This window comes from Actinoallomurus iriomotensis (genome assembly GCF_030269445.1).
Lineage (GTDB): Bacteria > Actinomycetota > Actinomycetes > Streptosporangiales > Streptosporangiaceae > Actinoallomurus > Actinoallomurus iriomotensis.
In genome coordinates this window covers 40,499-55,341 of sequence record NZ_BSTJ01000012.1, presented here as the reverse complement: position 1 = coordinate 55,341, position 14,843 = coordinate 40,499, and the positions used below count along the sequence as shown (strand labels likewise).

At 72.0% G+C, this 14,843-nt stretch carries 14 protein-coding genes; 8 read left to right on the top strand and 6 right to left on the bottom strand.

Translation table 11 applies throughout. The features are described 5' to 3' along the window. Window positions 1–105 precede the first annotated feature (105 nt). The 3 genes from QSK37_RS39080 (at window position 106) to QSK37_RS39070 (ending at window position 3,971) form a co-directional block, all read left to right on the top strand. A complete protein-coding gene (locus tag QSK37_RS39080) occupies window positions 106–1,749 on the top strand; it encodes an APC family permease (RefSeq protein ID WP_285631302.1) in 1,644 nt (547 codons plus the stop codon). A 106-nt stretch (window positions 1,750–1,855) separates the two neighbouring features. Beyond that, window positions 1,856–2,584: a response regulator transcription factor gene (locus QSK37_RS39075; protein ID WP_285631299.1), complete on the top strand. Its 729-nt coding sequence runs from the start codon at window positions 1,856–1,858 to the stop codon at window positions 2,582–2,584. A 7-nt stretch (window positions 2,585–2,591) separates the two neighbouring features. Continuing rightward, the gene (locus QSK37_RS39070; protein ID WP_285631296.1) at window positions 2,592–3,971 is read left to right on the top strand and encodes a sensor histidine kinase; all 1,380 of its coding nucleotides are present in this window, start codon (window positions 2,592–2,594) and stop codon (window positions 3,969–3,971) included. Here QSK37_RS39070 and QSK37_RS39065 read toward each other — a convergent pair. After that, window positions 3,961–4,932: a TAXI family TRAP transporter solute-binding subunit gene (locus QSK37_RS39065; protein ID WP_285631294.1), complete on the bottom strand. Its 972-nt coding sequence runs from the start codon at window positions 4,930–4,932 to the stop codon at window positions 3,961–3,963. The two genes, QSK37_RS39070 and QSK37_RS39065, sit on opposite strands and share 11 nt — an antisense overlap. A gap of 205 nt (window positions 4,933–5,137) precedes the next feature. On the opposite strand from QSK37_RS39065, the gene QSK37_RS39060 reads away from it, so the two are divergent. From QSK37_RS39060 to QSK37_RS39040, 5 genes are read left to right on the top strand one after another with little or no spacing between them, the layout of a single operon-like run. Continuing rightward, on the top strand, window positions 5,138–6,022 hold the full coding sequence (locus QSK37_RS39060) for a hypothetical protein (protein WP_285631291.1): 885 nt from the start codon (window positions 5,138–5,140) through the stop codon (window positions 6,020–6,022). A gap of 9 nt (window positions 6,023–6,031) precedes the next feature. Next, on the top strand, window positions 6,032–6,964 hold the full coding sequence (locus tag QSK37_RS39055; protein ID WP_285631288.1) for a metal ABC transporter substrate-binding protein: 933 nt from the start codon (window positions 6,032–6,034) through the stop codon (window positions 6,962–6,964). Window positions 6,965–6,966: 2 nt separating this feature from the next. Further along, window positions 6,967–7,731, top strand: a complete 765-nt coding sequence (locus QSK37_RS39050) for a metal ABC transporter ATP-binding protein (RefSeq protein ID WP_285631286.1) — start codon at window positions 6,967–6,969, stop codon at window positions 7,729–7,731. Between the two features lie 9 nt (window positions 7,732–7,740). After that, on the top strand, window positions 7,741–8,619 hold the full coding sequence (locus QSK37_RS39045) for a metal ABC transporter permease (protein ID WP_285631283.1): 879 nt from the start codon (window positions 7,741–7,743) through the stop codon (window positions 8,617–8,619). Continuing rightward, window positions 8,616–9,482, top strand: coding sequence for a metal ABC transporter permease (locus tag QSK37_RS39040; RefSeq protein ID WP_285631279.1), 867 nt, complete (start codon window positions 8,616–8,618; stop codon window positions 9,480–9,482). Before QSK37_RS39045 ends, QSK37_RS39040 begins: the two co-directional genes overlap by 4 nt. A 209-nt stretch (window positions 9,483–9,691) precedes the next feature. Here QSK37_RS39040 and QSK37_RS39035 read toward each other — a convergent pair whose 3' ends face one another. The 5 genes from QSK37_RS39035 to QSK37_RS39015 form a co-directional block, all read right to left on the bottom strand. After that, window positions 9,692–10,930: a PP2C family protein-serine/threonine phosphatase gene (locus QSK37_RS39035; protein ID WP_285631276.1), complete on the bottom strand. Its 1,239-nt coding sequence runs from the start codon at window positions 10,928–10,930 to the stop codon at window positions 9,692–9,694. 102 nt (window positions 10,931–11,032) lie between these two features. Continuing rightward, a complete protein-coding gene (locus QSK37_RS39030; RefSeq protein ID WP_285631273.1) occupies window positions 11,033–11,836 on the bottom strand; it encodes an alpha/beta fold hydrolase in 804 nt (267 codons plus the stop codon). A gap of 63 nt (window positions 11,837–11,899) precedes the next feature. Beyond that, window positions 11,900–12,127: a hypothetical protein gene (locus QSK37_RS39025; protein WP_285631270.1), complete on the bottom strand. Its 228-nt coding sequence runs from the start codon at window positions 12,125–12,127 to the stop codon at window positions 11,900–11,902. A 61-nt stretch (window positions 12,128–12,188) separates the two neighbouring features. Then, window positions 12,189–12,416, bottom strand: a complete 228-nt coding sequence (locus QSK37_RS39020; protein WP_285631267.1) for a hypothetical protein — start codon at window positions 12,414–12,416, stop codon at window positions 12,189–12,191. 78 nt (window positions 12,417–12,494) lie between these two features. Continuing rightward, on the bottom strand, window positions 12,495–14,744 hold the full coding sequence (locus tag QSK37_RS39015; RefSeq protein WP_285631264.1) for a right-handed parallel beta-helix repeat-containing protein: 2,250 nt from the start codon (window positions 14,742–14,744) through the stop codon (window positions 12,495–12,497). Window positions 14,745–14,843: the final 99 nt, after the last annotated feature.

Here is a 14,843-nt window from a genome sequence, read left to right as displayed (position 1 = left end):
CTCAAAGACCTTGGCCCGTCTCCACGGCCGGGAGCACCCTTCTCTCAATCGCGCGCGCGGCTCCTGCGGTCCCGGCCGCACCCAACGAGAGGGAGGTAACCCCGCATGCCGAATGTGGCACGCCCGGAGCCGGGCGGAGCCGGTGGCGACTATCACCGGCGACTCGGTACGTTCTCACTCCTCATGGTCGGCCTCAGTTCGATCATCGGCTCCGGCTGGCTCTTCGGGTCCTGGAAGGCCGCCAAGGTCGCGGGGCCGGCGGCCATCCTGGCCTGGGTGATCGGCGCGGGCATCATGATGCTCATCGGCCTGGCGTACATGGAGCTCGGCTCCCTGTTCCCCAAGTCCGGGGGCATGGTCCGCTACGCGCAGTACTCCCACGGCTCACTGGTCGGCTACATCGGGGGCTGGTCGAACTGGGTGGCGATCGTCTCGGTCATCCCGATCGAGGCCGAGGCGTCCGTGCAGTACATGAGCTCGTGGAAGTGGCACTGGGCGAAGGGCCTCTACGACGGCAAGGAGCTCCACCCCACCGGGCTGGCGATCGCGGCGCTCCTGGTCGTCGTCTACTTCCTGATCAACTACTGGACCGTACGGCTGTACGCGATGGCCAACGGCTTCATCATGATCGTCAAGTTCGTCGTCCCGGCCCTGACGATCGTCGGGCTGCTCGCCTCCGGGTTCCACGGGGGCAACTTCTCCCACCACGGCGGTTTCGCGCCGTACGGCTGGGCGGCGGTGCTGACCGCGATCGCGACCTCGGGCGTGGTCTTCGCGTTCAACGGATTCCAGAGCCCGATCAACATGGCGGGTGAGGCGCGCAACCCCGGCCGCTCCGTGCCGATCGCCCTCATCGGCGCGCTCGTCCTCTCGGCGCTCGTGTACGTCGGCCTGCAGACGGCGTTCATCGGCGCGGTCCCCGGCCACCTGCTCGGCCACGGCTGGTCGGGCGTCGACCTGAACTCGCCGTTCGCGGATCTGGCGATCGCGGTGAACCTCAACTGGCTCGCCGTCACCCTGTACGCCGACGCGTTCATCTCCCCCTCCGGCACCGGCATGACCTACACGGCCACCACCGCCCGGATGATCCAGGGCATGCAGGAGAACGGCTACTTCCCGCGGATCCTCGGCCGGGTGCACCCGAAGTACGGCATCCCCCAGCCGGCGATGTGGTTCAACCTGGTCATCGCGTTCGTCTTCCTGTGCCTCTTCCGCGGCTGGGGCACCCTATCCGCGGTGATCTCGGTGGCCACCGTCATCTCGTACGTCACCGGCCCGGTCTCCGTCACGGTGCTGCGCCGTACCTGCCCGGACCTGCCCCGGCCGACGCGGACGCCGGCCCTGCGGGTGATCGCGCCGACGGGCTTCGCGTTCGCGTCGCTGCTGATGTACTGGTCGCGGTGGCCGCTGACCGGTGAGGTCATCCTCATCATGGCGATCGGCCTGCCGATCTACCTCTACTACGGCCTGCGGCAGCGGTTCGAGGGATGGGGCCCGCACCTGCGGGCCGGCGTGTGGCTGATCGCCTACCTCGCCTGGATGGCGCTGCTGTCGGCTCTGGGCAGCGCCCGGTTCGGCGGGTACGACCTCATGCCGTACGGCGTTGACATGGCCGTGGTCGCCGTCAGCTCGCTGGCGTTCTACGCCTGGGGCGTCCGCAGCGGATGGGCCGGACCGTCCCGCGAGGTGGCCGGGGAGTCCGGACCGGCGAGGGCGGCCGAAGGCGAGGAGTTCGCGCCCGTGGCGTGACGGATGAGCGCGCCCCTTCCCGGCCGGGGAGGGGCGCGCTCGCGTGCCGGAGGGTGCGGCGGACGGACCGTCCGTATCGATAGAGTCACGCAGGGAAAGGAGTGCCATGCGCCTGCTCGTCGTGGAGGACGACGTACACGTCGCGGCGGCGCTGTCGTCGGTGCTCCGGCGGCACGGCTTCGAGGTCGACCTGGCGCACACCGCGGGCAGCGCCCTCGAACTGCTCGACCGCGGCCCGGACGTCATGCTGCTCGACCTCGGCCTGCCCGACCGGGACGGCTTCGACCTGTGCGGCCGCGTCCGCGCCGTCCTCGACATCCCGGTGATCATGGTGACCGCCCGCGCGGACGTACGGTCCCGGATCCACGGGCTCGACCTGGGCGCCGACGACTACCTCGTGAAGCCGTACGACGTCGGTGAGCTCATCGCCCGCATTCACGTCGTCAGCCGGCGGCGCTCCCCGGGCAACGGCGCCCGCGGCACGGCCCCGCCCGGCCGGCGGCCGGCGCAGGCACTGTGCGACGGTCGGATCGAGCTGGACCGGCTGCGCCGTTCGATCCGCGTCGACGGGACGCCGGTGACACTCACCCGCAAGGAGTTCGACCTGTTCGCGACGCTCGCCCGCGAACCCGGCGTGGTCTTCCGCCGCGAGCAGCTCATCAGCGAGATCTGGAACACCAGCTGGCAGGGCAACCACCGCACCCTGGAGGTGCACGTCGCCTCGCTGCGGGCGAAGCTGGCGCTGACCGGCGTGATCGAGACCGTACGCGGGGTCGGCTACCGCATCGTCGCGGCGCCCGAGCGGCCCGGCGAGAACGCCCTCCCCCTCAGCTGAGCCCACCTTGCGCGCGCGACTCATCGGGACCCTGATCACCCTCATGGTCTGCATCCTGTTCGCCCTCGGCGTCCCGCTGGGCACGAGCATCGTCCGTCAGCACCAGGACGCGCTGTTCCAGGACCGGCTGGATGACACCGTACGGTTCGCGGCGCTGGCCGGGAACGCGGCCCCGGGCGCCTCGACCTCCACGTTGAGCACCGAGCTCACGCGCTACCAGCAGGTGTACGGCATCTCGGCCGCGGTGCTGGACCGGAACGGCCGCCGGCTGGTCGCGACGCCGGGCTACCCCGGCGGCGACGTCACAGGGGTCCTCCGGCAGGCGTTCGCCGGGCGGCACAGCGCCGATCCGCACCTGATCTGGCCCTGGAGCGGCCGTTCGCTGGCGGTGGCCGCGCCCGTGATGCAGTCCGGAGACGTCGTGGGCGCCGTGGTGACCGTTTCGCCGACCGGGCGGATGCGCGCCGCCGTCCTGCACCGGTGGCTGCTGCTCTGCGGCGCGGCCGCCGTCGCGGTCCTGCTGTTCTGGTCGCTCGCCCACCGCCTGGCGACCTGGATGCTGCGCCCGGTACGCGCCCTCGACGCGGCCACCCACACCATCGCCACCGGCCGCCTCGACGCCCGTGCGACGGCCGCCTCCGGGCCGCCCGAGCTCCGCCGCCTCACGGCCTCCTTCAACGGGATGGCGCAGAAGGTGGAGGACACGATGGAACGCCAGCGCGCGTTCGTCGCCGACGCGTCCCACCAGCTCCGCAACCCGCTGTCCGCGGTCATGCTCCGGCTGGAGGACCTGGCCCTGGCGCTGCCGCCCGGCCGTGAGGAGGAGATCCAGGCCCTCCGGCGGGAGGCGCGCCGGCTGACCGCCGTCCTCGACGACCTCCTCGAACTCGCCCTGGCCGAGCAGCGCGAGGCCGCCGTGGAACGCTTCGACGTGGCCGCGCTCGTCGAGGAGCGGGTCACCGCCTGGCAGGTCGTCGCGGACCAGCGGGACATCGCCGTGATGCGCGCCTGGGGCGGGCCGGTCTGGACCGTCGCGGATCCGACCGCGCTCGGCAGCGCCTTCGACGCGGTGATCGACAACGCGCTGAAGTTCTCACCGGCCGGCTCGGTCGTCAGCGTGACGGTGGCCGGCGCCGGGGATCCCGTCGAGATCGAGGTGACCGACGAGGGGCCCGGGTTGCCGCCGGAGGAAATGGCCCGCGTCGGCGACCGGTTCTGGCGCAGCCCGCGCCACCAGAACGTCCACGGGTCCGGGCTCGGGCTGGCCGTGGCGCGTACGCTGCTCGCCGCCTGCGGTGGCCGGCTGGACATCGCCACCGCCGACGGAGGTGGGCTGGCCGTGACGATGGCGGTCCCGGCGGATCAGCCTCCGGCGGTCACGGTTTGACGGACCGGTAGTAGCGCAGGGCTCCCGGGTGGAGCGGAACCGGCTCGGTCTGGATGGCGTCGCGCACGTCCAGGAGCTCGGCCGAGGGCACCTCGGCGGCGACGGCGTCCCGGTCGCGGATGAGCATCTCGGTCACCCGAAAGGCCAGGCCATTGTCCAGTGAGGCCGTGGCGAGCAGGAAGTTGGCCAGGGCGAGCGTGAGGGTCGCGCCGACGCCGTCGTAGGTGCCCTCGGGGATCGCGGCGGCGCGGTAGTAGGGCCCGTAGCGCGCGCGGATCGGCGGCGCGAGCGCGCCGAGCGCGATGAGCCGGACGGGCACCTGCCGGGCGAGCCTCGCGATCCCGGCGGTCGGCAGTCCTCCGGACCAGAAGAAGGCGTCGATCCGCCCCGCCCGCAACGCGGCGGCGGACTCCTCCAGCCCCATGCGGACCTGGGCGGGACGCCGGCCGGAGGTCAGGCCGGCGGCGTCCAGCACGCGCCCGGCCACGAGCTCCACGCCCGAGCCGGTCGCGCCCACCGAGACCGTACGGCCGCGCAGGTCCCCGACCGACCGGATCGGCCCGGTGCCCGCCACGGCCAGATGGATGTAGTCGTCGTAGAGGCGGGCCAGGGACCGGAGCGTACGGGAGGTGGCCGCCGCTCCCACGGCGTCCGCGGCCGCGAAGCCCAGCCGGTCGCGGCCGGAGGCCAGGCGATGGAGGTTGTCCACGGAACCGGTGGTGGAGTCCACGGACGGGCGGACGCCCGGCAGGCGGTGCTCGATCCGGGCGGCCAGCGACCTGGCATAGCGGTAGTAGACGCCGTCGACGGCTCCGGTGGCGATCGGCAGCGGCCCGTCGCGGTACGAGGGTTCGCCACCCACCAGCGCGCATCCCGCCGGCAGGCCCAACCCCGCGAGCAACAACGCCCGGCGGGCCGGAGCACCGGGCACGGCCGGGGTGACGCGCGGGCGTGAGGCCATGCGACATGATCTCACCCCGGCGTGTCCGCGGGGTCACCGTCGGTGTCGCGCCGTCCCGGCCTCGGTACCGCCTCGCGGAGAAGGGCCGCGTGCGGGTGACGGACGTCCGCTTCGCTGCGCGAACCCCGAGGGCGCGCTGAGAGTTGCCTGCGAATCCGCAGCTCAGCGGCCTTGTCTTCGCTGACCTGTGGCCGTCTGACCGGCGATGGACCACCCCGTTCTCACCGCATCCGTCCTGGTCGCCGGGCTTGTCCTGTCCGCCTTCTCCTTGTGGCGCGGCAGGCGGCCGTCGCTGCGCGTGGCGCTGGCGGTCGGGATCGCCCTGCGGCTGTTCCTGCTCGTCACCGCCGCCGCCGACTCGTGGCAGCCGCTCGACTTCGCCGCCGGTTTCCGGGCCTCCGGGCAGGCGATCCTGGCGCACCGGGATCCGGTGCTCGCCACCCACGGGTCGTGGCACTTCCTGCCGATGATCCCCTACCTGTACGGCCTGGGCCTGCGCGCGGGCCTGCCCTGGGAGATCGCCGGCCGGCTGGTCACCGTGGCCGCCGACATCGCACTGATCCCCCTGGTGGCAAAGCTGGCCGGCGACCGGAACGCCCCCGGCCGCCCGGTTGTCCCGCTGTTCTTCCTGGCCACCACGCCCCTCGTGGTGGCCGTGGGCTGGTCGGACCTGCTGAACGTGGCCCGGTACCTCGGCGGCGTACGACCGGTCGTCGGCGAATGGGGCTGGACGGCGTGGCTGACCGGCGGCAACTGGGCGCTGGCCCCGACCGCCGCCGGCATCGGGCAGGTCGTCCCTGTACACCACCCTGCCGACCCACTTCGACGACGTCGGCTGGTGGCAGAACCACCAGTGGTGGTCCAGGAGCTCGGTCGCCGTCATCGCCCTGCTCGCCCTCGCCATGCCCTGGGAACGCCGCCGACCCGCCGACACGGCCGGAACGGCGACCGTCCACCCGGAGACTCTCACGGACGCGGTCCGGTCACCGGCCGCGAAGAACACCTCCGCGAACCGACCGAGCAACTATCGACATTGACAACCGTTTTCATTATCGCGAAGATCGGTCTCCTCTACGCATATCGACCATGAGGAGACACTTTGCGTATCCACACCTCCGCCGTGGTCCTCGCCGGTCTTCTGGCCGCGGCCACGGCATGTGACGGTTCCGCGAGCACCGGTGACGGCACCGGCGCGAGACGGTTGAAGGTGGTCGCCACGACCACCCAGGTCGCCGACTTCGCCCGCGACATCGGGGGCGACAAGGTCAAGGTCACCCAGCTCCTCAAGCCGAACGTCGACCCGCACGACTACGAGCCCTCCCCTGCCGACATCCAGGCCATCGCCGAGGCCGACGTCGTGGTGGAGAACGGCGTGCGGCTGGAGCGGTGGCTGGACCAGACGATCAAGTCCGCCGGCTTCCACGGCACCCTGGTCGACACGAGCAAGGGAGTGCCCATCCGGAAGGGCGACGGCACCGAGGAGGAGGCCGCCGGCGACCCGCACATCTGGCACGACCCGAAGAACGCCGAGCTCATGAGCCGGAACATCGCGGCCGCCTTCGAGGCCACGGACCCCTCCGGCAAGGCGGCCTACGCGGCGAACCTCGCCTCGTACACCACGAAGCTGGACCGGCTGGACTCCTGGATCGCCCGGCAGATCGGCACGCTGCCCGCCGGCCGGCGCGAGCTGGTCACCAACCACGACGCCTTCGGCTACTACATCGACCGCTACCACCTGACGTTCGTCGGGTCGATCATCCCCAGCTTCGACACGTCCGCCGAGCTGTCCGGCAAGCGGCTCGACGCCCTCGTCGCCAAGATCAAGGCGACCGGGGTCAAGGCGATCTTCTCCGAGTCATCGCTCCCCCCGAGGACCGCCGAGGCCATCGGCAAGCAGGCGGGCGTGAAGGTCGAGGCCGGGGAGGAGTCGCTGTACGGGGACACGCTCGGGCCCGCGGGCTCGGCCGGCGCCACGTACATCGACATGGAGCGCCACAACACCACCACCATCGTCACGGCGCTGAAGGGCTGACCATGAACACCCCCACGGACCCGGCCCTGGAACTGGACGAGGTCACCGTCAGCTACGGGCCCGCACCGGCGCTGGAGAACATCGGCGGCGTGGTCGGCCCGGGCGAGGCGGTCGCCCTGATCGGCCCGAACGGCGCCGGCAAGTCGACCCTCATCAAGGCGATCCTCGGTCTCGTCCCGCTCGTGTCCGGGCGGATCACCGTCCTCGGCCGGACGCCCGCACAGGCCCGGCGCGAGGTCGCGTACGTCCCGCAGGCCGACACGCTCGACCCGGAGTTCCCCATCTCGGTCGGCCAGGTCGTGCTGATGGGCCGCTACCGCCGCATCGGCCCGCTGCGCCGCCCCCGGGCCGCGGACCGGCGGGCCGCCGGCGACGCCCTCGAACAGGTCGGGCTGGCCGACCGCGCCCGGCACCGGTTCGGCACGCTGTCCGGCGGGCAGCGCCAGCGCGTGCTCCTCGCCCGCGCGATCGCCGCCGAGCCCGGGCTCCTGCTGCTGGACGAGCCGTTCAACGGCGTCGACGCCGTCAGCGAGCAGGCCCTGCTGAACGCCGTCGCCGTGCTCAAGGGACAGGGGACGGCCGTCGTCGTCTCCACCCACGACCTGGCGCTGGCGCACCTCGCCTGCGAGGAGGTCTGCCTGCTCAACCGCCGCCAGTACGGCTTCGGCCCCACCCGGCTGACGCTCACCCCGGACCGGCTGCGCGCGACGTACGGCGGGCACGCCCTCGAACTGCGCGGTGACCGTGTCATCGTCGCGCACTCCTGAGGCCGGCCCATGGACCAGATCTTCATCGCGCCGTTCGCCCACCCGTTCATGGGCCGGGCGCTGGCGGAACTGCTCGTCCTGGGGGCGCTGGCCGGCACCGTCGGAGTGCTGATCCTGCTGCGCCGCCTGGCGTTCATGACCGACGCGCTCACGCACACGGTCTTCCCGGGCGTCGTCATCGGCTACCTGCTCGGCGGCGAGGGCGGCGTCTTCTGGGGCGCGCTCGCCGCCGCCGCCGCCGCGACCGCCGCCCTGCTGACCCTCATGACACGGCACCGGGCGGTCACCGAGGACGCCGCGCTGGCGGTCCTGCTCACCACCTTCTTCGCCGTCGGCGTCGTGCTCGTCTCCCGGGAGTCCGGCTACACCGCGGACCTGACCGCGTTCCTGTTCGGCCGGATCCTGACGGTCACGCCGCAGCAGCTGACCGAGACGCTGGTGGTCACCGCCCTGGTCGTCGCGGCGCTGGCGGTCCTGCGGCGGCCACTGCTCGCCCGCGCCTTCGACCCGGAGGGAGCGCGGGCGGCCGGGTACCGGATCGGCCTGCTCGACCTGGCCACCAACGCCGTCGTCGCCCTGGTCGTCGTCGCCGCCGTACGCGCCGTCGGCACCGTGTTGGTCATCGCGCTGCTCATCGTGCCCGCGGCGGCCGCTCGCCTCGTGTCGGACCGGCTGGTGCTCATCGTGCCGATCGCCGCCGCCATCGGCGCCCTCGGCGGATGGGCCGGGCTCGCGGTCAGCTACGACGCCTCGGTCCATCACGGCCTGCGGCTGGCCTCCGGCGCCACCGTGGTCCTCGTCCTGGTCGCCGGCCACCTCGGCGCGCTGGCGGCCGTGACGATCCGGCGGCGGCCGCCGGCGGCCCGTACGGCGAGGAGCACGCCGTGACCGCCGTCGGCCGGGCGATCGTCGAGGCGGTGCTCCTCGGCGCGGTCGGCGGCCTGATCAGCGTGCGGGTGCTGCTGCGACGGCTGCCGTTCTTCACCCTCGCGATGACGCACGCCACCTTCCCCGGCGTCGTGCTGGCCGCCATCGCCGGAGTGAACCTCTATCTCGGCAGCGGGGTGTTCGGCGTGCTGGTCGTGCTGGGCGTCCTGGCTCTGTCACGGCGCCCGGAGCAGGGCACGACCACGGCGATCGGCATCGTGCTGTCGGCCGGGTTCGCGCTCGGCGTCATCCTGCTGTCGGCCCGCGACGGCTTCGCCAAGGACCTCACGGCCTACACCGTCGGCCAGATCCTGACGGTGGGGACCGGCGACCTGGTCGCCGTCTCGGTGGTCGGCGTCATCGTCGTCGTCCTCGTGACCACCGCGGGCCGGCGACTGACGTTCCGCGCGTTCGACCCGGACGGCCACGCCGCCGCCGGGTACAGCCCGGCCGGCATCGACCTGGCGCTGCTGCTGGCCGTCGAGGCCGTCATCATCGTGGCCGTCCCCGCCGTCGGCGCGATCCTGGCCGTCGCCGTGCTCGTCGCGCCCGCCGCCATCGCTCGGCTCTGGGCCCGCGACATCCCGATGATGACCGCGGTCGCGGTGGCCACGGGCGCCGGCTGCGGACTGGCCGGGGTCCTCGTCTCCGCCCGATACGACGTGGCGGCCGGCGGCTCCATCACCGTCGTCACCGGCGGGCTGTTCGCCGTCTCGCTCGCCGCGACCGCCGCCTGGAACGCCGTCGGCCGCCGTGGTGGTTCGCGCCTCGCGCGGGTAGCGCCGGGCAGCACCGGTGGTGAACGCCGGTTCCGCGAGACATGAAGGAGGAGACCGGGACGACCGGACGCGAGATCATGACCGGTGTGGGCACCCTGCCGATCTGCGGCGAGAACGACCGGCTGAAGGGGTGCGGACCCAGTCGGCTCAGCCGGTGGGCGCCGCCTTCCGCACGGGTCGGAACGCGGCCGGATGGCGCTCAGGAGTCGTACTCGCCTCTTCGGCGTTGTACCCGCCCGCGACGGACCCGGCGCTCAAATGGTGAGGCGTTCTCCGGGGGCGGTGGGCATCCACTCCACGAGGACGACCGTGGCGTCGTCGCGGAGGCGTCCGTGCTGGTGGCCCAGGATCGTCTGGTTGAGACGGCGCAGGGTCTCCGGGGCGGTGAGGCCTTCGGCGTGGTTACGGATCACGAAGTCGCTCAAACCCGTCAGTCCGAACTCCCGGCCGTCCTCCCCGCGCGCCTCGACGACGCCGTCCGTGAAGAGGAGCAACCGGTCGCCGGGCCGCAGGTTCTCCGAGTGGACGGTCGAGGACGTACGCCGCCCCTGCACCGTCTCCTCCAGGCCGAGCGGCAGGCGCGGATCGCGAATGAGCTGCTTGAGCACCCTGCCTTCGCGGATGAGCAGGGGCGGCGGGTGGCCGCACGGGATCCAGCGCAGCTCGCCGGTCCCCATGTCGAGGTCGCACAGCAGCGCGGTGGCGAACCGCGACTCGCCGAACTGACCGGCGATGGCGGCGTCCGCCTGCTCGGCGGCGTCGGCCAGCGCTCCGCCGGAGCGGCGTGAGGCCCGGCAGGAGGCCATGGCGACACTGGAGATCAGCCCGGCGGTCAGGTCGTGGCCGACCGAATCGAAGATCGAGAAGATCAGGTGGTCGCCGGACAGGCTGTGGTCGAACGCGTCTCCGCCGACGTCGTACGCCGGCTCCAGGGCCGCGGCCAGGATCACCCTATTCGTGGCGAGCGTGCGCGGCGGCATGAACGCCCACGCCATCTCCGCCTGGACGGCCATCTCACGGCGCCGCCGGAGCCGCGCGAGCGTGTCGCTGTAGGGGTACTTGCTGGCGACGATCAGCGCGGCCAGGGAGGCCAGCATCCGGCATCGTTCGAGCGCCGTCCGGTCGGGGGGCGCCTCGCCGCCCGGGAACACGGCCTCCATGACGCCGAGCCGTTCGGTGCCGTCGAGGAGCGGGACCCACAGGCGGTGCCGGTCGAGTTCGCCCTCGACCCGTTCGCTCTGCACGCTGATCGTCTGGTACGCCCGCCCCGCCAGCGTGGAGTCGACCCGCAGCGACGGAGGCGTCTGCCCGGACGCGTCGTCCATCGGCCGCAGCCGCTGCTCCCGCAGATCGGCCAGATACATCCGGATCGCCGAGATCCCCAGGGGACGCGCCGCCTCGGTGAACTCGACCGCCAGCTTCCCTGGCGGCAGCAGGTGCGAGTTCTGGAGCAGTCTTCCGAGCGCGCCGACGGTCGATGCGTCCTCGGCCATCAGGCCGGCCGCCCGATGTCGAGGGCCGGAACATCGCGGGCGCGCGGGTGGGCACCCGGTACGCGCGGCGTGCCGGTGGCAGCGCCGACGCCGGCGATCCACTCATCCGTCCGCATCGGCGTCCTGCCGTACGAACTCGGTGACGAGGGCCGCGAGCGCCTCCGGCTCACGGAACGGGACCATGTGCGGGCTGTTCGGCACCGTCGCGAGCCTCGCTCCCGGAACCAGCCGGGTGACCTCCTCCGCCCACGAGTGCGATACCACCGTGTCGCGTTCTCCCCGCACGACGAGCGTCGGCACGGTGACCGCGGGCAGGCGGTCCTCGATCCGGTCACGCAGTGACTCGCCGAACGCGAACAGCACCCCGCCCGCCCCGCAGTCGCGGTAGTCGGCGAGTTTCAACGGAAGCATCCGCGGGCTCTCGCGGACGGAGTCGCGCAGCCACCGCAGGACGGTGCGCGGCCACGTGCGTGCCGCCGGGTCGGTCGTCGGCCCGACGAGGACCAGCGACCGCACCCGGTCCGGATGACGCACGGCGACCTCGGTCACCACCTGGCAGCCGAACGAGCTGCCGAGCAGGCACGCCGGCGGCAGTTCGACCGCCTCCAGCCAGTCCGCCAGCGTCTCACCGAGCGCGGTGAGCCCGAGCGGCTCGGCCGGCCGGGAGCTCTGCCCGAAGCCGGGAAGATCGACCGCCCACGTCTCAACGCTCCTCCCCAGCCGCTCCACCAAAGGAAGCAGCGGCCGGCTGGAGGTCCCGGCGCCGTGCACGCAGACCACCGGCGTCACCGCCGTGGAGCCCGTGGACCACGAGGACAGCCGGTATCCGCCGGCCACGGGGAAACTCCGCCGCATGCCGGCGGACCCACGCGGCGTGCCGGACGTCCCCACATTCGGCTCGGGCATCACACAAGTGGGATTACCCAGGTCGGGGACGCGAAACGAGCCCGAGCCGGCCTGGTCACGAGGTCAGTCCCGTACCGGGCGTAGCAGTCCTTCGCCGGCCACGGTGTCCTCCAGGAGCTCCTTGTAGCCGACGTCGTCGAAGACGACGGTGAGCCGGCCGTCCTTGTAACCCAGGAGGGCGTCCCGGTCCGCGACCAGTGTCTCGGCGGCCTCTCGCTGCGCAGGGCGCAGCCCGGGAAGGCCGAACACCTTCTCTGCGAGGCCGGCGACGTCCGGGTGCGATGCCAGCAAGCGGAGCCCTACCCGGCCCTTGGCCGGAGAACGCCGGCCGCTCGCGTCTCACGCGAGGCGTTCAGCTCGTCTCGACGGAGCGCTGCTGCCCCGGGTATCCGGGTATCTGCTCAGGCAGACCGACCATCTCGTCGGGGAGCAGCTCACTCGGCGAGGGCGGCGTCGGTGGGTCTGGACGGGGATTCCCCTGCGGCACCAGCGCGTGCTCGGCGTCGATGGCGTCGCCCGCGTTGACGCCCTGTGGCTCGATCAGCGTGCCGGCGAAATCCTTCTGACCGTTTTGCAACATATATAACCGACTACCCGCTATGCGGATGCTAATCGAGCGCCGGCCGAGGCGCGGTCCGCCTCGGCCGGCAGGCCCGGGTTACGTGGTCGTCTCCTGCTTGGATCCGGTACCGGCGCTGAGCTCGTACGGGCCGATGTCGTCGGCGTGCCCCTGCGGCCGGGAGACGCCGTCGTAGTCGGCGTCCGGCGCGCCGGAGTCGGTGCCCGCGTCGACGCAGGGGCTGGACGCCGTCAGGTGGTAGTCGCCCGTGCCGTCGTCGCGGTAGTCCACCAGCTTGGGGTCCTCGCTGAGCGTGCCGGAGCTGTTCGGCGGCGTGAGCTCCTCGCTGCTGTCCTTCCCGTACGTCCCCTTCTTGTTGCCCCAGAGCAGGTTGTCGTGGAACTCGTTGTTCGCGCCGTTCGCGTCACTGCGGACGTTGATGCCGAACATCGCGTTGTCCAGCACGATGTTGTTGCTGATCACGAACTTGTCGGCGGTCGCGTCGACGCCGCCGCTGATGAAGATCCCGTGGTCGGCGTTGGCGAACGAGAGGTTGTTGGTGATGGTGGCGCCGGTCGCGTTGTGGTTGAACCGGATGCCGCTGCCGGAGCTGTTGTAGGTGACGTTGTCCTGGATGATGTCGTTCGCGCCGGACGGGTAGATGCCGTGGATGTACTCGCACTCGCGCGGGTACGGGCCGATGTGGTCGACCTGGTTGCCGACGAACGCGTTGTCCGACGACGACCCGTCGTCGCCGATCCCGTCCCCGCCCGGGCTGCCGGTGCAGTCGCCGGAGCCGATATCGGTCCTGATGTCGTGCACATGGTTGCCCTGGACGATGTTGTGCGCGCCCCACGTCAGGATCCCGCTCCAGGCGCCGCCCGCGCTGGTGACGTCGAAGCCCTCGATGCGGACGTAGTCGCCCCGGTTCTCGAACGGGATGGCGGACGAGGTCGGCGCGATCTTCGCCTTCCAGCGGTGGTCGGCGACGAACGTCAGATGACCACCGGCGTGTCCGCTCGTCTTGTTCTCCACGGCGTCCTTGTAGGTTCCGTCCGCCACGTGCACCGTCGCGCCGCCGCTCGCCACCTTCACCTGCTCGGCGGCGTGCTGGATCGTCGCCCACGGGTGGGCCTGCGACCCGTCACCGGTCTTGTCGTCGCCGTCCGTCGCGACGTAGTACTGGTCCCCCGACGCGTCCGAGCCCGGCGTCTTCGGCGAGTTCTGCGTGTCCGGTGACGCCGGTGACACCGGTGACGCCGACGCGTCCTGCGTACCCGGCGACTCTGGAGAGTCCGGAGAGTCCGGAGAGTCGGGCGTGCTCACTGAGTCACCGGTCAGCGCGGCGTGGAACGCCTTGCCCTGGGCCGTGACGGTGTCGACGCCGGTGACCAGGCCGAAGTTCTGGTGGTCGGTGGCCGTGTAGATCATCGCACCGGCCGGCGCGGGGGTGAGCGCGCGGAGCTGCGCGATCGCCTTCGACGTCCACGCGGCCAGGTAGCCGGCGTTGGCGTCATCGTAGACGGGGCTGCCGGCCTCCGGGTCGGCGTTCCACTCCGAGATGAAGTACGGCAGCGTTCTGCCGAGCTTGGCCTGGACCTTGTCCTCGATGGCCTTCACGTGGTTCTGCCAGTTGGCGAGGTGACTGACGCACGTGTTCTTCCAGCCGCCGTCGGTCGACGCTCCGCAGACGTACTCGTGCCACGACAGGTAGTCCGGCGCGGGCTTCGCGCCGGCCGCGAAGTCGGCCACGTAGTCCGCGAACTCGTGGTCCGCGCGGGACGCGACCGGCCCGACGTACCTGTCGTTCGGGTAGGCGGCCTTCAGCGCCGGCACCACCGCGTTCCAGGCGGCCGTGTAGTCGGCGGCCGACACATCCGCGCGGTCCGGCTCGTTCCCGAACTCCAGGTAGGCGGGATCTTCGCCGAACACCTGGTGGACCAGCTTGAGCAGGTGGAGGTCGGCGGCCTTCGTCTCCTCCGCCGTACCGCCCTCGCCCGGGCCCCGGATGATCAGCAGGGGCGTGGCGCCCACGTTCTTGACCGCCCGCATCGCGGACATGAGCAGGTCGTCGCCGACGGGCGTCTTACCGGCGTCGTCGAAGTGGTCCCGCAGCGGCACCCGTACGAACGGCACACCCCACGAGCGGAACAGCTCCCGGGTGCCGGTCTGGGTGACCAGGGCGTCGTTCGCGCCGTAGAAGGACATGTTGACGCCCAGAAGGGGATCATGCGGCGGCGCGGTCGCCCGCGCCGGCCGTGTGACGACGCCGGCGACGACCGCGGCCACCACCGCCAGCGCCACCAGGGCCGAGGCCACGGCGCGTGGCAGCGAGGATTTCCTGCACATGGGCTACCTCCGGATGGATCGGGTGGGAGGAACCCAGATATAGGTGAAATAGCCGGTCACCAGGCGAAAGGATTGTCCGCCGTACAAAGGCCGAACAAC